The 21,137-nt window shown below is 62.1% G+C and carries 24 protein-coding genes and 1 riboswitch; of the genes, 16 read left to right on the top strand and 8 right to left on the bottom strand.

What is annotated here, in order from left to right; all coding sequences use genetic code 11:
• Nucleotides 1–52 precede the first annotated feature (52 nt).
• Nucleotides 53–781: a DUF3891 family protein gene (locus CLV45_RS18830; RefSeq protein WP_100338018.1), complete on the top strand. Its 729-nt coding sequence runs from the start codon at nt 53–55 to the stop codon at nt 779–781.
• Between the two features lie 3 nt (nt 782–784).
• On the opposite strand, the gene CLV45_RS18825 is transcribed toward CLV45_RS18830, so the two are convergent.
• A complete protein-coding gene (locus CLV45_RS18825; RefSeq protein WP_100338017.1) occupies nt 785–1,630 on the bottom strand; it encodes a hypothetical protein in 846 nt (281 codons plus the stop codon).
• A 142-nt stretch (nt 1,631–1,772) separates the two neighbouring features.
• Between CLV45_RS18825 and CLV45_RS18820 the strand changes: the two genes are divergently transcribed.
• The 3 genes from CLV45_RS18820 to CLV45_RS18810 all read left to right on the top strand — a co-directional run bounded on the left by CLV45_RS18820 (nt 1,773) and on the right by CLV45_RS18810 (nt 4,694).
• Nucleotides 1,773–2,741 (top strand): YihY/virulence factor BrkB family protein, encoded by a 969-nt coding sequence (locus CLV45_RS18820; RefSeq protein ID WP_100338016.1) that lies wholly within the window; start codon nt 1,773–1,775, stop codon nt 2,739–2,741.
• A 63-nt stretch (nt 2,742–2,804) separates the two neighbouring features.
• Complete coding sequence (locus tag CLV45_RS18815; RefSeq protein WP_157807643.1) at nt 2,805–3,965, top strand: hypothetical protein; 1,161 nt, start codon at nt 2,805–2,807, stop codon at nt 3,963–3,965.
• 72 nt (nt 3,966–4,037) lie between these two features.
• Nucleotides 4,038–4,694 carry a spondin domain-containing protein gene (locus CLV45_RS18810; protein WP_100338014.1) on the top strand — a complete coding sequence of 219 codons (657 nt, stop codon included), beginning with the start codon at nt 4,038–4,040 and terminating at the stop codon, nt 4,692–4,694.
• Nucleotides 4,695–4,754: 60 nt separating this feature from the next.
• On the opposite strand, the gene rlmN is transcribed toward CLV45_RS18810, so the two are convergent.
• Nucleotides 4,755–5,822, bottom strand: coding sequence for a 23S rRNA (adenine(2503)-C(2))-methyltransferase RlmN (rlmN, locus tag CLV45_RS18805; RefSeq protein WP_100338262.1), 1,068 nt, complete (start codon nt 5,820–5,822; stop codon nt 4,755–4,757).
• A 465-nt stretch (nt 5,823–6,287) separates the two neighbouring features.
• Nucleotides 6,288–6,383, top strand: a riboswitch (TPP riboswitch).
• A gap of 80 nt (nt 6,384–6,463) precedes the next feature.
• Here rlmN and thiS point away from each other — a divergent pair.
• From thiS to thiH, 6 genes are all read left to right on the top strand, one after another.
• On the top strand, nt 6,464–6,667 hold the full coding sequence (thiS, locus tag CLV45_RS18800; RefSeq protein WP_100338013.1) for a sulfur carrier protein ThiS: 204 nt from the start codon (nt 6,464–6,466) through the stop codon (nt 6,665–6,667).
• 34 nt (nt 6,668–6,701) lie between these two features.
• A complete protein-coding gene (gene thiC / locus CLV45_RS18795) occupies nt 6,702–8,579 on the top strand; it encodes a phosphomethylpyrimidine synthase ThiC (RefSeq protein WP_100338012.1) in 1,878 nt (625 codons plus the stop codon).
• An 89-nt stretch (nt 8,580–8,668) separates the two neighbouring features.
• Entirely contained in the window at nt 8,669–9,436 is a 768-nt protein-coding gene (locus tag CLV45_RS18790; protein ID WP_100338011.1) for a hydroxymethylpyrimidine/phosphomethylpyrimidine kinase, read from the top strand.
• On the top strand, nt 9,423–10,043 hold the full coding sequence (locus tag CLV45_RS18785; RefSeq protein ID WP_100338010.1) for a thiamine phosphate synthase: 621 nt from the start codon (nt 9,423–9,425) through the stop codon (nt 10,041–10,043). Before CLV45_RS18790 ends, CLV45_RS18785 begins: the two co-directional genes overlap by 14 nt.
• The gene (locus CLV45_RS18780; protein WP_100338009.1) at nt 10,040–10,813 is read left to right on the top strand and encodes a thiazole synthase; all 774 of its coding nucleotides are present in this window, start codon (nt 10,040–10,042) and stop codon (nt 10,811–10,813) included. The genes CLV45_RS18785 and CLV45_RS18780 overlap by 4 nt, the downstream gene beginning before the upstream one ends.
• A 113-nt stretch (nt 10,814–10,926) precedes the next feature.
• The gene (gene thiH, locus CLV45_RS18775) at nt 10,927–12,048 is read left to right on the top strand and encodes a 2-iminoacetate synthase ThiH (RefSeq protein WP_100338008.1); all 1,122 of its coding nucleotides are present in this window, start codon (nt 10,927–10,929) and stop codon (nt 12,046–12,048) included.
• Between the two features lie 109 nt (nt 12,049–12,157).
• On the opposite strand, the gene CLV45_RS18770 is transcribed toward thiH, so the two are convergent.
• Together CLV45_RS18770 and CLV45_RS18765 are read right to left on the bottom strand one after the other, a co-directional pair.
• Nucleotides 12,158–12,772 (bottom strand): thiamine phosphate synthase, encoded by a 615-nt coding sequence (locus CLV45_RS18770; RefSeq protein ID WP_100338007.1) that lies wholly within the window; start codon nt 12,770–12,772, stop codon nt 12,158–12,160.
• A 3-nt stretch (nt 12,773–12,775) separates the two neighbouring features.
• Complete coding sequence (locus CLV45_RS18765; protein ID WP_100338006.1) at nt 12,776–13,213, bottom strand: thioesterase family protein; 438 nt, start codon at nt 13,211–13,213, stop codon at nt 12,776–12,778.
• A 19-nt stretch (nt 13,214–13,232) separates the two neighbouring features.
• On the opposite strand from CLV45_RS18765, the gene mnmD reads away from it, so the two are divergent.
• The 5 genes from mnmD (at nt 13,233) to CLV45_RS18740 (ending at nt 17,200) form a co-directional block, all read left to right on the top strand.
• The gene (gene mnmD, locus CLV45_RS18760) at nt 13,233–13,934 is read left to right on the top strand and encodes a tRNA (5-methylaminomethyl-2-thiouridine)(34)-methyltransferase MnmD (RefSeq protein WP_245882915.1); all 702 of its coding nucleotides are present in this window, start codon (nt 13,233–13,235) and stop codon (nt 13,932–13,934) included.
• Nucleotides 13,935–13,981: 47 nt separating this feature from the next.
• Nucleotides 13,982–14,869, top strand: a complete 888-nt coding sequence (locus CLV45_RS18755) for an archaemetzincin (protein ID WP_100338005.1) — start codon at nt 13,982–13,984, stop codon at nt 14,867–14,869.
• Between the two features lie 71 nt (nt 14,870–14,940).
• Nucleotides 14,941–16,155, top strand: a complete 1,215-nt coding sequence (locus CLV45_RS18750) for a DUF2157 domain-containing protein (RefSeq protein WP_100338004.1) — start codon at nt 14,941–14,943, stop codon at nt 16,153–16,155.
• Nucleotides 16,156–16,157: 2 nt separating this feature from the next.
• A complete protein-coding gene (locus CLV45_RS18745; RefSeq protein WP_100338003.1) occupies nt 16,158–16,703 on the top strand; it encodes a GDYXXLXY domain-containing protein in 546 nt (181 codons plus the stop codon).
• An 8-nt stretch (nt 16,704–16,711) separates the two neighbouring features.
• Nucleotides 16,712–17,200 (top strand): hypothetical protein, encoded by a 489-nt coding sequence (locus tag CLV45_RS18740; RefSeq protein ID WP_100338002.1) that lies wholly within the window; start codon nt 16,712–16,714, stop codon nt 17,198–17,200.
• A 77-nt stretch (nt 17,201–17,277) separates the two neighbouring features.
• On the opposite strand, the gene CLV45_RS18735 is transcribed toward CLV45_RS18740, so the two are convergent.
• The 4 genes from CLV45_RS18735 to bshC all read right to left on the bottom strand — a co-directional run bounded on the left by CLV45_RS18735 (nt 17,278) and on the right by bshC (nt 20,750).
• Nucleotides 17,278–17,796: an ExbD/TolR family protein gene (locus CLV45_RS18735; protein WP_100338001.1), complete on the bottom strand. Its 519-nt coding sequence runs from the start codon at nt 17,794–17,796 to the stop codon at nt 17,278–17,280.
• Nucleotides 17,797–17,810: 14 nt separating this feature from the next.
• Complete coding sequence (locus CLV45_RS18730; protein ID WP_100338000.1) at nt 17,811–18,308, bottom strand: biopolymer transporter ExbD; 498 nt, start codon at nt 18,306–18,308, stop codon at nt 17,811–17,813.
• 71 nt (nt 18,309–18,379) lie between these two features.
• A complete protein-coding gene (locus CLV45_RS18725; protein ID WP_100337999.1) occupies nt 18,380–18,958 on the bottom strand; it encodes a 5-formyltetrahydrofolate cyclo-ligase in 579 nt (192 codons plus the stop codon).
• Nucleotides 18,959–19,169: 211 nt separating this feature from the next.
• Nucleotides 19,170–20,750 carry a bacillithiol biosynthesis cysteine-adding enzyme BshC gene (gene bshC, locus CLV45_RS18720; RefSeq protein ID WP_100337998.1) on the bottom strand — a complete coding sequence of 527 codons (1,581 nt, stop codon included), beginning with the start codon at nt 20,748–20,750 and terminating at the stop codon, nt 19,170–19,172.
• A 150-nt stretch (nt 20,751–20,900) separates the two neighbouring features.
• Here bshC and CLV45_RS18715 point away from each other — a divergent pair, with 150 nt between their 5' ends.
• Nucleotides 20,901–21,116 (top strand): hypothetical protein, encoded by a 216-nt coding sequence (locus CLV45_RS18715; RefSeq protein WP_100337997.1) that lies wholly within the window; start codon nt 20,901–20,903, stop codon nt 21,114–21,116.
• Nucleotides 21,117–21,137: the final 21 nt, after the last annotated feature.

The raw sequence follows: 21,137 nt of genomic DNA, 5'->3' as shown, positions 1-21,137 counted from the left end.
CGCGGGGCGTATGCCCAGCTACCCCAACGCGGGCCTATTTTGTCTTCTCCCCATGATTGTAAACCTTACGCCCGACGGCTGGCAGATTATTTACCAACAAGCCCACGCCTTGCTGGCGGCCCAGCTGGCCTGGCAGTGGCAGCCCTTCGGCCCGGCCGACCGGTGGGTGGGCCTGCTGGCCGCCATTGCCCAGCACGACGACGAGCAGGAACGCTGGGACGGGCACTACGGCCTGACGCCCGCCGGGGCTCCGGCCAACTTCACGATGAAGGAATTTTCCCTGGCCCAGGCCACCGGCGTGCTGCGGGCCGCCCGCTTCCAGGGCCAGTGGCGCAGCCTGCTTACTAGTATGCACCTGAGCTTCCTCTACGAGAGCCTGCGCGGGCAGCAGCCCGAAATCGACGCCTTTCTCGACGAGCAGAAAGCCGACCAGCAGCGCTGGCGCCGGGGCCTGAAGGTTACCAAAGCCGAAGCCCAGCAAGCCTACGACCTGATGCAGTGGTGCGACCGGCTCAGCCTGATTCTGTGCCGGCAGGAGCTACCCGAAATGGGCCGCCACCTCGAAATCAGCACCGGGCCCGATGGGCAGCGCCACGAGGTGGTGCAGCCTGCGCCCGGCGGCCCGGTGCAGGTCACGCCCTGGCCGTTTGCCACCCGGGAGTTCAGCGTGAGCGTAGAGGCCTGCCAGCTGCAACAATTGCAGTTCAAGGACGATGCGGAGCTGAGCGAAGCCATCCACCAGGCCCCGATTGTGACCCTGCGCTGGGATTTTGCCCGCTAGCCGCTATTCGAGCCGGGCCAGGGGCGCCGGGTTCTGCATCACGCCGGCGGGCACGGCGGTGCGGGCCGTAATGTGGTCCAGGTGGCGGCCGTCTTTGCCGTCGGTGCGGTCGGCGGCCAGCTTCAGGGGGCCGTACTGCTGGTAGCCGGTCCAGCGGCGGCGGAAAGCGGGCTGGGCGTCGGTGGCTTTGGGGAAGTAGGCCCACTCCTCGACCAGCTTGGTACGGGGGCTCACGTAGACTTCGTACTTATTGTCGGGCGTCACGCCCACGTTCTTGAAGGTCATGTTCAGCACCTCCGCCGGGGTGCCGTCCATCAGCTGGCCTGGGCCCTTGTAGGTCAGCGTCACGCCCGAATCCTTGAGCTTGAAGGGCATCAGCAGCCACCAGGAGTTGTTTACCCAAATCGGGTACATCCGGTCCAGCAGCTTTTTACCCTTCTCGGTGGAGGAAATATCCTGGCCTTTGCTGTAGGTGTGGCCCTGCTTGGTGGTGAGGTTATAGACGGCCACCAGCGTGTCTTTTTGCCAGCGGAAGTCCCCGGTTTGCTTGTCCCAGAGCTGGTAGGAGCCGTCCAGAAAGTCCCAGCCCAATAGCCGCGTTTGCTGCCAGGCCGCGTAGCCGCCCATCTGGTGCATCACCGTATCGGCCCAGGCCTGGGCGCGGGCGTCGGAGCCGGCCTGGTCGAAGCCCGCAGCGGCGGGATAGGGCGTGACGTTGCCGCCGGTAGCCGCCGCCCCAGCCGCCGCCGATGACGTGGTTTTGGTGGTGGTGCAGCCGCTGGGGCCGGTGAGCAGCAGAGCCAGGCCGGCGCCGGGCAGCAAAGACAGAACGTAGCGGGAAAGGAGCATGGAGCGAGAAGTAAAACGAGGCATTTGCGCCCCGCCAAAGCTAGCAACTGTAGGCACAAATGAATGGTTTTGGGAAGCTCAACCAAACGCCCCCGGCTTCGAGCCGTACTACCCCATACTTATCCTCCCAGCTTTCCGCCCCATGGCCACACACTACCGCCTTTCCGATGTTGTCGGCATTCTGAAAACCACGGCCAGCGAGTTCATGACCAATAACTCGTTTCGGCACGCTGCCGCCTTGTCCTACTACACTATTTTCTCGCTGCCGCCCCTGCTGCTCATCGTCATCACCGTAGCCAGCTCCCTGTATGGTGCCGAAGCCGTAACAGGTCAGGTCTACGGGCAAATGCGGGGCTTTTTGGGGGCCGACTCCGCCAAATTTCTGCAGGACTCCATTGCTGAGTTCACGAAGCAGCAGAAAAGCGGTGTGGCCTCCATCATCGGTATCGGCGCGCTTATTTTTGCTGCTACCACGTTTTTCGTAACGCTCCAGGAAAGTATCAACGACATCTGGAACCTGAAGGTGAAGCCCCGTAACGGCATTTGGCAGTTCGTGCGCGACCGGCTCCTGTCCTTCGGCCTGATTCTGAGCGTGGCGCTGCTGCTGCTCATCTCTTTTGTGATTAGCGCCGTGCTCAGCGCCTTCACCGGCAAGCTGCAGCAGTGGTTTCCCGAAGTAGGAGTCGTGGTTATCCGCCTGGTTGACTTCGTCTTGTCGCTCGGCGTCACGTCCCTGCTCTTCGCGCTTATCTACCGCTTCCTGCCCGACGCCATAATCCGGTGGCGCGACGTCGGCATCGGCGCTTTTATTACCGCCCTGCTCTTTGTATTGGGCAAGTTCCTGATTGCCTTCTACATTGCGAAGGCTGATCCGGGCTCGGCCTTCGGGGCGGCCGGGTCCGCTATTGTGCTCCTGGTGTGGGTCAACTATTCGGCCCTGATTATCTTCTTCGGGGCCGAGTTTACCCAGGAGTTTGCCGATGCCTTCGGCCAGAAAGTGCAGCCCAAGGCCCACGCTGTGCGCATCGAAACCCGGGAAGTGCCCGAGGGTGAAACCAAGGAGGAAATCAGCACCGGCCGGCCCCGCTCCACCGGGCGCTTTAAAAGTTAGGCTAATCCATTTTATTGGCTGACTGGCCGGAAAGGGGCTACATTTAAGGGTATAAATATCCTTATGTTGCCTTCATTCTTGCGTGGCCTGCTGCTTAGCAGTGGGGTTTATCTGCTGTTTAGTACCAGCCTTCAGGCCCAGCAAGCGGCCGTCCGGGTACTGGTCGTCAGTCCTTTAGTGGGCGAAACCATCGACCAGCAGGAAAAGCGCTACTACGGCCTGTTTCCGTATTTCTCCACTGCCGACTTTGATCAGGCCCGCTTCGAGCAAAGCTTGAGCCCCGACAGCACTATCACGTTGCAGGTTCGTTTTCTGAGTGGCACTAGTCGCAGCCGGGTCTTCACGCCGGCGCAGTTTGCCCAGGTGCGCCAAAGCATTGAGCTGCGCCAGCAGGAACTGGCCGGCGCCGGCACTTCGTCGACCGGGGCGCTGCAATACGGCCGCTCCTACGCCGTGCAAACCGCCGACGGCACCTCCTTCGTGGGTGTGCTCGTGACGGAGCGGCCCCAGGAGCTGGATTTCGACGTCAAGATTCTGGGGCCGCGCACGGTGCCGCGGGCCGACATCCGCCAATTGGAGCTGCTCACTCCCGAGCAAGCCCGCCGGGGCTGGGACCCGGTCGGCAATGGCACCCGCGTCTTTGGCATGCCCACGGCCCGGCCGCTGCGGCGCGGCGAAACCCTGGTGCAGGCCGCCGGGCTGCTGAACGTGGCTGCCAGTCACGGCTTCTCCGACCGGCTGAGCGCGGGCGGGGTCCTGGAATTGCCCGTCGGCCCCGGTTCTAGATCGTACGTCTCCCTGACGCTCACCGGCAAGTATGCGGTGCCCGTAGCGGAGAAATTCCACGTCGGGATGTACGGCGAGGTAACCCGGGCGTACGGCCTGCTGTTTGGCGCGGTCTACGGCCTGGGTACTTACGGCACTGCCGACCACAACCTGACGGCCGGCGTAGGCTACGGCTATGGTTATGGCCGCTTCGGCAGTACACCGGTTGTGGTGCTTGGGGGCGCCACCCGAATTCTGCGCCGGTTGTCGCTGCTCAACGAGACGTATATCTATGAAACCAACGTGTTTGGGGTAAAACAACGCCATTTACTCGGCTTGTTTGGGGCCCGAGTGGCAGCGTCCCGCCTAAGCGGGACCTTAGGCCTGGCCTACAGCGACGGCAGCGCCACGGCTCCCGCTTACTTGGAAGTAGCCTACCGGTTTGGGCAGGTCAAATAACCCGGCTATACCAAACCAGCAGCCGGCAGCGTTACGTTTATACTTTTCCTGCTCACCGCCAGCCGCTTACCTATGAAACAGCATTGGATGCTTATCCTGTCGGCTTTGCTGGCCGGCTGCGCCGAATCAGGCGACGACGACCAAGCTCCCGCCCCCGATACCACGGCCCTGTACCGCGTCACCTTCGAGGCCAGCTGGAGTGCCACCACCCACCCGGGTAGCTACCCGGTGGGGGCGCATTTTTCACCCCTCATCGGCGCCTCCCATGGGCACGACGCCGACGCTGGCCTGTTTCGGGCTACTGCTCCGGCCAGTCTGGGTATCAAAAATATGGCCGAGCTGGGCAACAACACCGCGCTGCGGAGCGAAATCAACACGCTCATTGCTCAGGGCAAAGCCTTTCGGCTGCTCGATGGCCGCACCGCCACCGCGTCGCCCGGCGCCCTGACCGATACTATCCGCCTGAGTCGCAGCCACCCGGCCCTGACGGTGGTAACGATGATAGCGCCCAGCCCCGACTGGTTTGCCGCCCTCGAAGTCCACGACCTGCTCACCACGACCGGCTGGGCCGCCACGCGCCGCATCCCGGCCACGTTCTACGATGCCGGCACCGACAGCGGCCCTGATTACACCTCCCCCGACCAGCCCACCACGCCGGTCGGCGTCGTCCGGGCCGTGAGCAACTCGGCTCCTCCCGTGGGGTATTTCGTGCTGGAGCGAATCAAGTAAAAACAGAAAGGCCGCTGAATTGAGATTCAGCGGCCTTTTGTGTGACTGCGCAGTCTTGATTTACGCTACCTCGGCTTTTTCCTTTACCGCCAGCTGCCCGCAGGCCGCGTCAATGTCCTTACCACGGGAGCGGCGGATGTTGGTTTGCACGCCCCGGTCGGCCAGGTACTTGTGGAAGGCCGTGATTTTATCGGCTTCGGCGTTCTGGTAGCTGGCGTTTTCGATGGGGTTATACTCAATCAAATTCACCTTGCAGGGCAGCCACTTGCTGATGGTGTACAGTTCAGCCGCGTCTTCGAGCGTGTCGTTGAAGTTCTCGAACACGATGTACTCGTAGGTGACTTTGCGGCCGGTTTTCTGGTGGTAATACTGCAACGCGTCCTTCAAAGCGGCCAGGGAGTTGGCCTCGTTGATGGGCATGATTTCGTTGCGCTTCACGTCGTTGGGCGCATGCAGCGAGAGGGCCAGATTGGCCTTCACGTCGTCGTCAGCCAGCTTTTTGATCATCTTGGCAATACCGGCGGTGCTGATGGTGATGCGGCGCGGCGCCATGTTCAGCCCGTCGGGGGCGGTGATGCGGCGCACACTTTCCACCACGTTGGCGTAGTTGAGCAGCGGCTCGCCCATGCCCATGTACACGATGTTAGTGAGCGGCGTGCCGTACTGGGCCTCGCACTGCTCCCGGATGCGCACTACCTGGTCGTAGATTTCGGCCGCGTCCAGGTTGCGCTTGCGCTCCATGTAGCCCGTGGCGCAAAACTTACAAGTCAGCGAACAGCCCACCTGCGAGCTGATGCAGGCCGTCATGCGCGTGTCGTGCGGAATAAGCACGCCTTCCACGATGTTGCCGTCGTGCAGGCGGAAGGCCGATTTGATGGTACCGTCGTTGCTGAGCTGCTGATTCTGCACCGCCACGCCGTTGATAACAAAGTACTTGGCTAGCAGCTCGCGGGTGCTCAGGGAAATGTTGTTCATTTCCTCAAACGAGCCGGCGGTATTCTTCCACAGCCACTCCAGCACCTGCTTGGCGCGGAAGGGCTTTTCGCCGTGCTCCACCATAAAGGCCTTGAGCTCGTCGGGGCTGAGTTTGCGGATGTCGCGCTTGGAAACAACGGGCAGGTCAATCATCATAACTGCAAAGATACGACAGGTGATTTAGTGAAATAGTGATTTAGTGAGTTTTAGGTTTACCTGCCCCTCACTATGTCGCTGGCCCTGAACATATCTGAGTTGGTAATAGTGCCTTCGATATAATGTGCTCAGGTGCTAATGTGTTAATGTGTTTTGAATGTGAGAAATGTGGTTGAATGTGCTGATGTGCTACTACTGGTCTGTCATCCTTCATCTGGCGTACGCTTGCGAAGGACCTTCCTCACCTGAGTGACAAGGATTGTTAAACGTGACAAAGCCCTTTACCACACTAGTAGTAAAGGACTTTTGCACGTTGGTATTCGCCTTTGTGGGACAGGCGAGGAAGGTCCTTCGGCTGCGCCTCAGGAGGACAGACGAAATAAAACCTGCCGACCCTCGCAATGACATAATTTTCACATTCCCCACATTAGCACATCAGCACATTACCCCCTACCTTGCCGGCATAAACTTTAGGGGTGTTCTGCCGCGCAGGACTGAGAAATACCCTTTGAACCTGATCCAGGTAATGCTGGCGAAGGGAAAAGTGACTGAAACGGGACCCGTCTCTGCCGGCCCGTGGCATGCGCCGCCTACTGTTTATTGTTTTGACTCCATCAACCTGCTAATCTGCTTGTTGCATGACGCTATTTGTCAACGATAAACCCCATGAGGCCCCGGCTTCCCCTACCCTTACGGCCACCCTCGACGGGCTGCAGCTCTTGCACCTGCGCGGCATTGCCGTGGCCGTCAACGACGTGGTGGTGCCCCGGCCCGACTGGCCCGCCCACGAGCTGCAGGCCCACGACCGGATTACGATTATTCGCGCCACCCAAGGGGGCTAGGCCGCGCCACGTCCCGTTTCCACTGCCTTTTCCGATGAAGAAAAAAGACCAAGCCCCCCAGCAGACGCTGGTGGAGCGCCAGCCCCTGACCGGCTCGCGCAAGATCTACGTGCCCGGCCAGCTTTACCCCGACCTGCGGGTGGCCATGCGCGAAATCGTGCTCAGCGACACTCAGCGCAAGTTCGACTTCGTGAACCCCACCGAGCAGAATTTGCCCGTGACGGTCTACGACACCAGCGGCCCCTACACCGACCCCAACGTGGCTATCGACCTTAAAAAGGGCCTGCCCCGCCTGCGCGAGGAGTGGATTCTGGGCCGCGGCAACGTGGAGCAGCTGCCCGGCACCTCGTCGGAATACGGGCAGCAGCGGGCCGCCGATACTTCACTGGACGCCTTGCGGTTTGAGCACATCCGGCGGCCGTACCGGGCCAAGCCGGGGCAGAATGTGAGCCAGATGCACTACGCCAAGCAGGGCATCATCACGCCCGAAATGGAATACATTGCCATCCGGGAAAACCAGCGCATTGATCAATTGGCCCCGGACGACCCGCTGCGGGTGCAGCACCGCGGGCACAGCTTCGGAGCCAACACGCCCCAGGGCTACATCACCCCCGAGTTTGTGCGCCAGGAAGTAGCCGCTGGCCGGGCCGTCATTCCCTCCAATATCAACCACCCCGAAGCCGAGCCCATGATTATTGGGCGCAACTTCCTGGTAAAAATCAACACCAACATCGGCAACTCGGCCGTGACTTCCAGCATCGAGGAAGAGGTGGACAAGGCCGTGTGGAGCTGCCGCTGGGGCGGCGACACGCTCATGGATTTGAGCACGGGCAAGAACATTCACGAAACCCGGGAGTGGATTATCCGCAACTGCCCGGTGCCGGTGGGTACGGTCCCGATTTACCAGGCCCTGGAAAAAGTGAACGGCAAGGCCGAGGACCTGACCTGGGAGCTGTTTCGCGACACGCTCATCGAGCAGGCCGAACAGGGCGTGGATTACTTCACGATTCACGCCGGGGTGCTGCTGCGCTACATTCCGATGACGGCCAAGCGGGTGACCGGCATCGTCTCGCGCGGGGGCTCGATTATGGCCAAGTGGTGTTTGGCCCACCACCAGGAAAGCTTCCTCTACACCCACTTCGAGGAAATCTGCCAGATCATGAAGGCCTACGACGTGGCCTTTTCGCTCGGCGACGGTCTGCGGCCCGGCTCCATTGCCGACGCCAACGACGAGGCCCAGTTTGCCGAGCTCGAAACCCTGGGTGAGCTGACCAAGATTGCCTGGGCCCACGACGTGCAGGTGATGATTGAGGGCCCCGGCCACGTGCCCATGCACCTGATCAAGGAGAACATGGACAAGCAGCTCAAGGAGTGCCACGAAGCCCCGTTCTACACCCTGGGCCCGCTCACGACCGACATTGCGCCCGGCTACGACCATATCACCTCGGCCATCGGGGCGGCCATGATTGGCTGGTTTGGCACGGCCATGCTCTGCTACGTGACGCCCAAGGAACACCTGGGCTTGCCCAACAAGCAGGACGTGAAAGACGGCGTCATTGCCTACAAAATAGCCGCCCACGCCGCCGACCTGGCCAAGGGCCACCCGGGCGCCCAGTACCGCGACAACGCCCTGAGCAAGGCCCGGTTCGAGTTCCGCTGGGAAGACCAGTTCAACCTCTCGCTCGACCCCGATACGGCCCGGGAGTACCACGACGAAACCCTGCCCGCTGAAGGCGCCAAAGTAGCCCACTTCTGCTCCATGTGCGGCCCCCACTTCTGCTCGATGAAAATCACCCAGGAAGTGCGCGACTACGCCGCCACCCAGGACATGACGGCCGCCCAGGTGCTGGCCTCGGGCATGGCCGAGAAGTCGCGCGAATTCGTGAATAAGGGCAGCGAAATCTACCTGTAGGCTAGTTGTTAGTTGTTGGTTGTCAGTTGTTAGAGCACAACCGACAGCAGAACGCCTAACAACTGACAACCAACAACTAACAACTAAACATGCGCCCTTACGCCCTGAGTATTGCCGGCTTCGACCCCAGTGGCGGGGCCGGTTTGCTGGCCGATAGCAAAACGCTGGAGGCCCTCGGCGTCTACGGGCTGGGCGTGTGTACGGCCCTGACGGTGCAGAACGACGTGGCCTTTGAGCGGGTGAGTTGGGTGCCGTTGGCCGACATTCAGGACCAGATCAGGGTGCTGCTGAGCCGGTTTGCGGTGGACTTCGTCAAAATCGGCTTGGTGGAGAGCTTGCCCCGACTGCTGGAACTGCTGCGGTGGCTGCGGCAGCACTACCCTGGTAAAAATATCGTCTGGGACCCGGTGCTGAAAGCTTCGGCCGGCTATGAGTTTCACCAGCACCCCGACGCCGCCCTGGTACAAGCCCTGGCTGCCGAGCTAACGCTGATTACCCCCAATCTGCCCGAGATGCTGCGCCTGTGGCCGGCGGCTTCGGCCGAAGAAGCAGCCGAAGCCGTGGCCGGTTTTTGCCCGGTGCTGCTCAAGGGCGGGCATGGCTCGGGAGACGAGTCGGTCGATATTCTCTTTGCCAACAATACCCAGTACCACTTCTCGCACACCCGCCTCCCCCACGGCGAAAAGCACGGCAGCGGCTGCGTATTGTCGGCTGCCATTCTGGCCCAGCTAGCCCTGGGACACGATTTGCCGACGGCCTGCCAGCGGGCTAAATGCTATACCACAGCCTTTTTGGCCAGCAACGACACGCTGCTGGGCTACCACTCTTTCCGCCACCTTCCGTATGCAGATCAGTAACCTCCATTTCATCACCAACCGGCCCGACCACGCCGAGCAAGCCTGCCGCGGCGGGGTGCGCTGGGTGCAGCTGCGGGTAAAAAACGCGGCACCCGACCACTGGAAGCAGCTGGCCCTCGACACCCAGGCCGTGTGCCGCCAGCACGGGGCCACGCTCATTATCAACGACAATCCCCAGCTGGCCCTGGAAATCGGGGCCGACGGGGTGCATTTAGGCAAGCAGGATATGCCGGCGGCTAAAGCCCGGGCGCTGGTTGGGCCCGGCAAAATTCTGGGCGGCACGGCCAACACCTTCGCCGACATCGAGCAGCTGGTGCAGGCCGGCGTGGATTACATCGGCCTGGGCCCCTTCCGCTTTACCACCACCAAGGAAAAGCTGAGCCCGATTCTGGGTTTGGAAGGTTACTCGGCTATTCTAAAGCAGTGCGCCGCGGCCGGCTTCACGATGCCCATCATCGGTATCGGCGGCATCACGCTGCCCGATGCGGAGGCCCTGCTGCTCACCGGCCTGCACGGCGTGGCCGTTTCGGGGGCCATTGCCAATCCCGCCGATATACCCGGCACGGCCGCGCAGTTTGTTCACCATTTGCAGGAACTCACTGTATGACAACTCACCCCCTGGTTATTGCCGGCCGCACGTTTTCGTCGCGGCTGTTTACCGGCACCGGCAAGTTCAGCTCGGCCCAGCTGATGGAAGAAGCCCTGCTGGCCTCGGGCTCGGAGCTGGTAACGGTGGCCCTGAAACGGGTGGATGTGACGTCGGCCGACGACGATTTGCTGCGCCACCTGGGCCACCCGCAGTTCAGCCTGCTGCCCAACACCTCCGGGGTGCGTACGGCCAAAGAAGCCGTGTTTGCCGCCCAGCTGGCCCGCGAAGCCCTGGAAACCAACTGGCTCAAGCTCGAAATTCACCCCGACCCCAAGTATCTGCTGCCCGACCCCATCGAAACACTCAAGGCCGCCGAGGAGCTGGTGCAGCTGGGTTTTGTGGTGCTGCCCTACATCCACGCCGACCCAGTGCTGTGCAAGCGCCTGGAGGAAGTGGGCGTGGCCGCCGTGATGCCCCTGGGCGCCCCCATCGGCTCCAACAAAGGCCTGCTCACCCGGGAGTTTCTGGAAATCATCATCGGCCAGAGCCGGGTGCCGGTGGTAGTCGATGCCGGTATCGGGGCGCCTTCCCACGCGGCCGCAGCCCTGGAAATGGGCGCCGACGCGGTGCTGGTCAACACCGCCATTGCCGTAGCCGGGCAGCCCGTAGCCATGGCTCAAGCTTTTAAAATGGCCGTGGAAGCCGGCCGCCTGGCCTACGAAGCCAAGCTGGCCGCCCCGGCCAGCCACGCCGTAGCCAGCTCCCCGCTCACCGCTTTTCTAGACTAGTTGTTAGTTGATTGGTGATTGTTAATTACTGATTGTTAAGTCGTTCTATTACCCCTCTGAATCAATAACCAACAATCAACAATTAACAATCAACAATTAACAATCATCAACCTATGTCCTTCCGCCCCATCTTCGAAGCCCACGCCTGGGACGACGTCAAGACCAGCATCTACGCCAAGACGGCGGCGGATGTAGAGCGGGCATTGGCGGCACCCAAACGGACGCTGGACGGCTTCCAGGCGCTGATTTCGCCGGCTGCCGCGCCTTATTTGGAGCAGATGGCCCAGCTTAGCCAGCAGCTCACGCGCCGGCGGTTCGGCAACACGGTGCAGCTCTACGTGCCGCTGTATCTGAGCAACGAGTGCCAGAACATCTGCACCTACTGCGGCTTCAGCCTCGACAACCAGATCCGGCGGCGCACCCTGAGCAGCGTGGAAATGCTGCAGGAGGCGGCCGTACTCAAAGGCTGGGGCTACGACCATGTGCTGCTCGTAACCGGCGAAGCCAACCAGACCGTGGGCGTGGATTATCTGGAAAAAGCCCTGCGCACGTTGCGGCCCCACTTTTCCCACATTTCCATGGAAGTGCAGCCCCTCGACCAGGCCGACTACGAACGGCTGATTCCGCAGGGCCTGAATACGGTGCTGGTGTATCAGGAAACCTACCACCAGCAGGACTACAAAAAGCACCACCCCAAGGGCAAGAAAAGCAACTTTCACTACCGCCTCGACACGCCCGACCGCCTGGGGCGGGCCGGCATTCATAAGATGGGGCTGGGCGTGCTCTTCGGCCTGGAAGACTGGCGCACCGACGCCTTCTACACCGCCCTCCACCTCGACTACCTGGAGCGCACCTACTGGCAAACCAAGTACAGCCTGTCGTTTCCGCGCCTGCGCCCCACCGAGGGTCTGTTGCAGCCCAAAGTGGAAATGACCGACCGGGAACTGGTGCAGCTGATCTGTGCCTACCGCCTGCTCAACGAGGAAGTGGAACTCTCCATTTCCACGAGGGAAAGCCCCACCTTCCGCGACAACATCATTCGCCTGGGCATCACCAGTATCAGCGCGGGCTCCAAGACCAACCCCGGCGGCTACGCCGTGGCCCCGGAGTCGCTGGAGCAGTTCGAGATATCCGACGAGCGCAGCCCCCAGGAAATTGCCGCCATGCTCCGCCGCCAGGGCTACGAGCCCGTCTGGAAAGACTGGGACCCGACCCTGACCGCTACCGTGCGGTAGCTGCACGGCAGTAGCGCGAACTTTAGCTGCGCTGACCTCTGGTTGTAGTTCGCGTACCTGAACGACAATCGTTGTAATGGCGCGGGGCACGCGAACTACACAGTTCGCGCTACAGCGGTTGGGCGGCCAGCTGCTGCAGCTCCCGAAACACCCCGACCGGGTCGGGGTGCTGCCAGATGGCCCCGAGCACGGCCGCGCCCGCAAAGCCCAGCTGCCGGACCGGGCCCAGGGTCGAGGCATCGATGCCGCCCAGGGCTACCACTTGCGGCCGGAAAGCGGGCCGGGCCGCCCAGCGTGCCAGGGCCGCTTGCAGCTCCTGGGGCTGGAAGGCCGCCGAGTAGCCCACTTTGCTGATGCTGTTGAAGATCGGGCTTAGAAACACGTGGTGGTAACGCCGCCGGTGGCGCTCCACTTCCTCCAGGCTGTGAAACGAGGTGGACAGGAGCTGGCCGGGAGCCGGGGTGCCGCGCCAGGCTTCCCGGGTAGCGGCGGGCAGGTGCAGGCCCTGCAGGGCGTAGTCGCGGGCCAGCTCGTGGTGCTGGTGCAGCATGATGCGGCCGTGAAACTCCCGGGGCACGGCCCGCAGGTAGGCCTCCATCTCGGCCCGGGAGGCGCCGGGCTTCCGCAGGTGGAGCGTGGGCAGGCCCGCTTCAAAGAGCCGCGCCAGCACGTGGTGCTCGTGGGGCAACAACCAGGGCGAGGAAATAAGCAGCAGCGGAAACATACCTTACGCTTGGAGGTCGGCACCGAGGCGGGCCGCCACTTCCGGGGCCAGGCTGCGCAGCTTGCGGGTGTTGTAGTCGAAGAGCAGCATGCCGGTTTTGGCCCGCGCAATTTCGCGGCCGTCCTGGTTTTTCACCCAGTACACCACGTCGAAGCCGTATTTGTTGAGGTCGGTGGCGGCCAGCTGCAGGTGCAGCACGTCGCCGTAAAAGGCCTCCCCCTTGTACTCGATGGCCACGTCGGCCATGATGGTACCCAGGCGCGTAACGTGGTCCAGCTCGTTGAGGCCCACGTGCTGCAAGAACTGCACCCGGGCCTCGTGCAGGATGCTGAGCAGGGCATCGTTGCCGAGGTGGCCGCCGTAGTTAAGGTCGGTGATGCGGACCGGCACCTGCACGGTCAGGGAATATGTGGTGGGTAACGCTACTTTTACGCGGGCCATGTTGCCAAAGACAGAAGTTATGATGCACGAAACCGAAGGCGGTGTAAAAGTAGAAGTTCGGACCACAGCCGATGGTTCGAGCACCCTGTACGTGCCCGCCCTGGATGAGCACTACCACTCCACCCACGGCGCCCTGCAGGAAGCCATGCACGTGTACCTGGCCGCCGGGCTGGAGCCCGCCCTTACCCGCGGCCCCGGCCCGGTGCGGGTCCTGGAAATCGGCTTTGGCACCGGCCTCAACGCCCTGCTCACCCTGCAGCGCAGTCTGACGGCCAGCCAGATCATCGAGTACGACACGCTGGAGAAATACCCCCTGCCGCCGGCCGTCATCCAGAGCCTGGGCGTGGAGCGCTACGTGCTCAACCCCGAGCTGCGGGCCTACCACGAGTACCTGCACGCGGCCCCCTGGCACGAAGCCGTGCACCTGACCGAGCACTTTGTGCTGCGCAAGATGCCCGCCGCCCTCCAGGATACCGCCCTGCCCGCCCAGCACTACGACGTGGTTTACTTCGACGCCTTTGCTCCCGAAAAGCAGCCCGATATGTGGACCGAAGCCGTCTTCGAGCAGCTGTTTGCGGCCACCGCCCCCGGCGGGGTACTGGTGAGCTACTGCGCCAAGGGCTCCTTCCGCCGCAGCCTCAAGGCCGCCGGCTGGCTGGTGGAAAAGCTGCCCGGCCCGCCCGGTAAGCGTGAGATGACCCGGGCCCGGAAGGATGTGTAAACTAACCCACTGGCATAAGCTGTTTACAAAAATTCTGGCTGTTCCGAATGGCGTATCTTTTTTTCCCGCTGCTGGTTTTTCTTTTTTCCTGCGGGCGCAGCTCATCTGTTGCTTCCTTTTCGTCAGCGGCGGAAAGCTACTTTCAGGCGATTCAGAAAAACGACTTTCCCCTGAAAAAGCCGCAGCCCGGCGAGTGGCTCTACGAAAATCGGGAAGCCGGGCAAAACCTGGAAGCCTACCAGCAGCTTCCGCCCTTCCGCCCCGATTCACTTACCCGAACCATTTATTTACAGCCCGTGGGCCGCTTCTCAGCCCTACAGCGCCAGGCCCTGCAAGCCACCCAGGAGTACTTGCGCATTTTCTACCAGCAGCCGGTGGTGCTGTTGCCGGCAGTAGCCGATACGCTGGTTCCGCCCGGGGCCCGGCGCCGCCAGAATGGCCATGAACAGCTGCTGGCGCCCTACCTGATCAACTACTACCTGAAAACCCGGCTTCCCCGAACCGGACTGGCCCTGATGGCTATTAGTGCCAAAGACCTGTATCCTGAAGCTGACTGGAACTACGTCTTTGGGCAGGCCTCTTATCCGCACCGGGTGGGCATTACGTCTATTTACCGGCTGCAGGATCAAACTCTAACGCCTAAAAACTACACCCGCTGTCTGACTCGGCTGCTCAGCATTTCGTCCCACGAAATCGGGCATATGGTTTCCCTCCACCATTGCACGTATGCCCGCTGCGCAATGAACGGGACTAATAGTCTGCCGGAAACAGACGCCACGCCTAACCGCCTCTGCTCGGAATGTCAAACCAAGCTCTACTGGAATTTCCGCTACGACAACGTCCGCCGCTTGCAGGAATTGGCGGCCTTCTTCCGTAAAAACCAGCTGCGGCGAGATGGTGCGCTTGCCCAAATGGACCTTCGACAGTTGCGCTGAGCCTAGTTTCATCAGGCCTTGCTTTCCCTGGTAGCGCCGGCTTTTATTCCTTTTCTGCGTAAAATTTACTTATGAGTCGAAAGCTGCTTGAAACCGACGGGCCCGAGTGGGTACGCAAGGGCATTATCACCGAGCAGCAGCACCAGCAGCTTCTGGCCCTCTACCCCGAGGACCAGCACGTGGTGGGCTTGCTGCCGCTGCTGGGCTCGTTGCTGCTGGGCCTGAGTGCGCTGAGCATAGTGGCCGCCAACTGGCAGGGCCTGCCCGAGTGGCTGCGCCTGCTGCTGCTGCTGGGCAGCATGGGCGGAGCCTACGCCGGCGGCGAGTATTTCCTGGCCCGCCGCAATGAGTCCCTGGGCATTGGCCTCATTGGGCTGGGCCTCATCCTATTCGGCTGCGGCATCATTCTCACCAGCCAGATGTACCAGCTCATCGGCTACGACGCCCCCGGCCTGCTGGCCTGGGCCCTGGCCGGCACCGCCCTCACCTACCTCTACCGTAGCCGCACCATCTTCGTGCTCATGGCCGCCATCGGCGGTATCGTGCAGGGCTACAGCACCGGGCAGCTGGGCACGTTCAGCTACCTCACCGCGGCCCTCACCGTGGTGGGCCTGGGCTACTACTGGTGGCGCCACCCCGACGCGCTGCTGGGCACCGTGCTGGCCACTGGCCTCTTATGGCAGGCTGGCCTGCTCATCGGGCATCTGCACGCCAAAATCACCTGGTTCTTCATCCCGGCCATGCTCATCTACGCCGCCGGCGACTGGCAAACGGACCGCTCGGCGGGCCGGGCTTTGCAAACTCCGCCCCTGGCTTCGGCCTTCCTCTTCACGCTGGGCCTGGCCCTCTACGGCGAGGCCGATACCTACGCCGGCATGCTGCGCCCGCCCTTCCTGGCTTATATCGGGGCTTTGCTGGGCGTATTCGCTTTGTCGCTTTGGGGCAAGTACCGCCGCAGCCGCCCCGGCAGCGCCACCGACTGGCTCCTGCTGCTGCCCGGCTTCTACCTGCACGGCGGCCTGGCCCTGGCCATTGCCACGCTGGTAGTGCTCTACGCCTACTCGGGCACTGTGCTGTGGCGGGCCCACCAGGAAAACAACGCCGACCGGGTCACCCTGGGCACGGTTCTGTTCATCGTCACTACCATGGTGGCCTACTTCAAGCTGACCTGGGCCTTTATGGATAAGTCGCTGTTCTTCCTGGTGGGCGGCGTGCTGCTGCTGGGTTTGAGCTGGTATCTGCGGCGCAAGAACGCCCAATCATTATCGGCTAAACAGCCCGAGTAAGCATGGCAACGCCCGTCTCCACCACCTCCTTCACCCACCGCCGCCTGATCAAGCTGGCCGTAGCGGCCCAGATGCTCTTCATCCTGGCCGTGGCCGGGGCCGGCTACGCCACCACCGCCCTGGGCCGCACCGTCACGCTGCGCACCACCCCCGTCGACCCGCGCGACCTGCTCTACGGCGACTACCTGCGGCTCACCTACAGCATCAGCCAGGTGCCGCCCACGCTGTGGCAAGGTCCCCAGCCGCCCCGCAAGCACCAGCCCGTGTACGTGCTGCTCCGCCCCCAAAACGGTGCCTACGAAGCCACGGCCGTGTCGGCCACTGAGCTCACCCCCACGGCTCCCGACCAGGCCGTGCTGCGCGGCTGGGTCACCGACAGCTGGCGCCACGGCCTGCGCCTGCGCTACAACCTGGAGCGCTACTACGTGCCCGAAGCCACGGGTAAGGAGCTCCAGAAAACCGGCGGCCGGCGGCCCTTACTGGTCAAGGTGAGCGTGGCGCCCTGGGGCCAGGCCCGTATTACCAGAGTCGAAGAGCTGCCGAAGTAGCCTAGCCCATGTCAGCCAAACCAGCTCCCGCAGCCATTCTCACCATCGGGCTTGGCGCCCTGCTCTTAGCCGTAGCACTGACCGGCGTCACCGTCGGCTTCGACCAGCTGCTGGCTTCCAGCATCGATATTCAGCTGCACAACACCTATTTCGTGGCGCCGCCTTACCTGCTGATACTTGGGCTGTTTCTGCCCCTGCTGATTGGTGGCGTGGGCAGCTACCTGCTTGCCCGGCGTTATCGGTCCGCGGCCTTGGCCCTGCTGGGCTTGGGAACAATGTTTATCGGCCTGTGCTCGTGGCTGCTCTACACCCTGAGTAGCCCTCTGGTAGGCACCACTGTCTACCCGCCCCTGGACCCCACCGTCCCGCTGCCCGTCAGCCCGGAAAGGACGTTCGACAGTATGCTCCTGCTGGTTATTCTACTGCAGTTTGCAGCAGTGCTGGCCGTAATCGGCGTAAGCTACAAAGCCGGCCAACGCTCCGCACGACGGGTATAGGCGTGCCTTTTAACTACGCTTCAAATAGGAGCCGGCCTAGTACAGCGTCAGTCATAAACTACAGCTCGCAAAGCGAATTACAAACCGTGCTGCTTGAGCAAGGCGTAGTCACGCTCGGACAGGTCTACTACAGCGCATCTCTTTTGGTCAGTGATATTCATTTCGTCCAGCGCATCCACCAAGTCGCGGTACTTCGCATTCGAGCTTGGCTTGATGAGCACCACGGATCTAGAGTCTTGCTGGCGTACTTCAAGCAGAAGACGCCGCAGACCAGCCGCACCACCATGGATAGTATGCAACTCGGGCAGCTCGTCCGAAAACAAACCTCCCCGATAGTAGTGTGCCTGTCCATTCTTGCCCAGTATGAGCGAGAGGCTATTATCGATTCCGAAGCAGATTGACTCATTAGGATTGCGGAGATAATTCGCCGGCATCGTCAGCTGCATCACCGTTGGCTTCACGAAATCAGCCGCCAGTAGAAAGAACGTAACCAGCAAGAAGCCCAGCCCTACCATGGGCGTCATGTCGGGGTGCAGGATACGGCGGAAGTGGCGGCGGGCGGAGCGCAGGCCGGGAGCGGATTGGGGAGTAGCCATACGAGCGAGGGGGTTTACAGACCGTTTTGCCGGAGCAGGGCGTAATCGAGCTTTTGCAAATCCACCACCGCGTATTTTCTCTGGTCGGTGATGTTCATCTCATCCAGCGCGTCCACCAGGTCGCGGTACTTGGCTCCCGGTCCGGGCTTGATCAGCACCACGACTTTAGGATTACGGTACCGGGATTCCAGCAGCAGGCGGCGCAGGCCCGGGTACCCATTACGAATGGTCTGCAGCTTCGGTAATTCCTCGGCAGAGAATCCGCCCCGGTAATAGTGAATCTGGTGCTGCCGGCCCAGCAGCAGCGTCAGGCCGTCACTGGCCGGAAACCGGTTCAGGTACTGCTTATGACTCCGGGATGGCATCGTCAGCTGCAGCACGGTTTGCTGGATTGGCTTGGCAGCTAGCAGCAGGGCGGCCAGCACCAGGCCCACACCTAACATGGGCTTCGTATCCAGGCGCGGGGTAAGGCGGATGCGGCGGCTGGCGCGGGCAGAAGTTGGGGTAGCCATAGAGCGGGCGGGTTGGTGACCAGACGCCCGGCCAACGCTCCGCGGCAGCCATTTGTTGTGGCCGGTCGGCGCTACCGCTCGAAGCGCCACACCCGGGTGGGCGTCACGCAGCAGTGCAGGCGCACGTCGCCCTCCCAGGCGTCGGCGATGCGCAGCACGGGGTCCTCCAGCGAGAGGCCGATGAGCAGCACGTCGGGGCGGCACTGCAGCAGAAACCGGTCGTAAAAGCCTTTGCCGTAGCCCACGCGGTTGCCGGCCTCGTCGAAAGCCAGCAAGGGCAGCAGCACCGCGTCCAGCTCCTCGGGCATTACCTCCTCGGCATTCAGGGGCTCGGGCACGTCCCAGGCGTTTTCGACCAGCTCGGTCTGGGGCGTGAGCAGGTAGTGGCGCAGCGAGAGGCCGTCTTCCTGCATCACCGGCACAACCACGCGCACCTGGGGAAACTCGCGCCAGAAGCGCCGGATAATGCCCCAGGTATCCAGTTCCCGCTGCCGCTGAATGGGCAAAAACACGTGCACGGCGCGCAGCTGGGTCAGATAGGTTTCCTTGAACAGGCGCGCGGCTACCTGCTGGCTGCGGGTCGCCAGCTCCAGGTCCGACATGGCCCGGCGCCACGCCAGCATCTGCCAGCGCAGGTCACTTTTCAACATAAGTCAGCATGGCACTTTAGAGGTACTGGAATAATTCTGAAACGGTACGCCAACGGGCTTTTACGCAGCTCGCCAGCCGGTGGCCCGGGGCAGCAGCAAGAAAGGCGCACAGGTAAAACGGAATTGAATAAATCCGGACTAATATAACGCAGAACGGGCGCCCCGGCAGTACCGGAAGCGCCCGTCGGCTAGCTGTGCGCTGAAGCAGGAGTTATTCCTCTTCCACAATGGCAAATTCCAGGGCCAGGGGCTCGAAGTCGGCCAGCAACTGCTCAATAAACCCGGGGTTGTTGATTAAAATGGACAGCACGTTGTCGACGCGCTCCTGCAGGTCGCCGCCGGGGAAGAGCTTGTCCTTCAGGGCCGTGAGCTGGGAATAGGCCGTTTCGTGCTTGGCTTCGGCGGCCTTGCTCAGGCGCTTTTCCAGGCCGGCCACGCCGCCGGCCGTTTTCTGGGCTTCGGCCGCCACGGTTTTCACCAGGGTCGGGTCGAGGCGCTGGGCCAGCTCGGTGATTTGCTGGAAGGCGGCGGCCAGGGCCTGCTGCTGCTCCCGCAGGCTGATTTCCTCCTGGCCCAGGGTGGCGCCCACCTGCTTTTTGAGCTCGGGCAGGGGCCGAAAAATATCGGCTGGCGTAAGGCCCAGCTTGCGCAGCTTGCCGGCGTGAGCCTTGCCCAGGTACAGGGCCGAGTTGCGCAGCAGCAGCATCGGGAAAGGCACGTTATTGTCGCTGAAGACCTGCTTGAGCTGAAACCAGTAGGCCACTTCCGCCCCGCCGCCGATGTAGCAGAGGTTGGGCAGCAGCAGTTCCTGGTACAGGGGCCGCAGCACCACGTTCGGGCTGAAGCACTCGGGCCGGGTGCGGGCCAGCGTCAGCAGCTCGTCCTGGGTGTAGCAGAGCTCGGTGTTGCGGATGGCGTAACAATCGCCTTCCTGCTCGATTCGCTCCCGCTTGCCCTCGTTGGTCAGGAAAAACAGGTTGAGGGGCCGCGAGTACACCTGGGGCTTGTAGCCGGCCGCTTCGAGCTGGGCGTTGGTGGCCTGCACGGCTTTGTTAGAAGCCTGCTCCCGGATTTCGCGCTCCAGCACCGGCACCAGGGCCTGTTTCAGCGTGGCACTGTCGCCGTCGATGCTCACCAGCCCGTACTCCCCAAACAGGGCGTGGACCAGGCGGCGGGTAGCGTCGGTGAGGGTGGCGCCGGCCTGGTACGCCTCGCGAAAAGCGGCGGGCACGTCGGCGGGCAGCTGGTCGAGAATCTGCTCGGCGAGGCCATCCAGCGCCATGCGGCCGACTGGGCCACCCACCTGCTCACTGTTCCACTCGTGCTTTTTGCCGAAGAGGTGGAAGTGGTTGATTTCGGCGAAGTCGTGGTCCTCGGTGGCCATCCAGTACACCGGCACGAAGTCGTACTGCGGGTACTGCTCTTTCAGCTGCCGGCTGAGCTTGAGCGTGGTGACAATCTTGTAGATAAAGTACAGCGGCCCGGTGAGCAGGTTGAGCTGGTGGCCGGTGGTGACGGTAAAGGTTGTGGCCTGGCTGAGCAGCGCCAGGTTGGCCGCCACGGCCGGATTGATGTCACCCAGACCTTGATACTGCTCTTGCAGGGCGGCTACCAGCCGCTGCCGGGCCTCGGGCGAGTAGGCGGCCTGCTTCTCCGTTATCTGGGCTTCAAACTCCTCCAGCTTCGGAAACCGGTGGTAATACGGCTGCAGCGCGGGCTTCTGACTGATATAATCGGCGAGAAAAGACGAAAAGGCGCCCGTGGCGGCGTAGCTAAGATGATGCAGGGGCATACAGCAGGGAGAAGTCAATTGGCGGTGCAAGGTCCGGAAAAAAAGTACAGCAAAGCCGCAACTTCCGGCACTACCGGGCGCACCTCGCAGCACGTTTTGCTGTTGACAAGGCTCTACGTCCGACTTGAATAGCTGTCAAACCACCACCGCATGAATCTGTTTCAGCTCCTGGGCCTGTGGCTGCTCATCGTGCTGCCCCTGCCCTGGATATACACGCTCATTTATATCCAACGCGGCGAATTCCCCGGGCGCTGGGAAAAGCGCCGCTGGTTCCATACCGTACTCACTCAACCACTTATCGGCCTGGTGCTCTATTGGACCCGGGGCTACCGTCGGCGCCGGTCCAAACGAAAAAAAGCTGCCTGAAGGGGCAGCTTTTTTCTTTTC

Origin of the sequence: Hymenobacter chitinivorans DSM 11115 (assembly GCF_002797555.1) — a bacterium.
In the GTDB taxonomy this organism is placed as follows: domain Bacteria; phylum Bacteroidota; class Bacteroidia; order Cytophagales; family Hymenobacteraceae; genus Hymenobacter; species Hymenobacter chitinivorans.
Note: the sequence above shows the minus strand (reverse complement) of the source record. Positions and strands in the feature narration are given on the sequence as shown.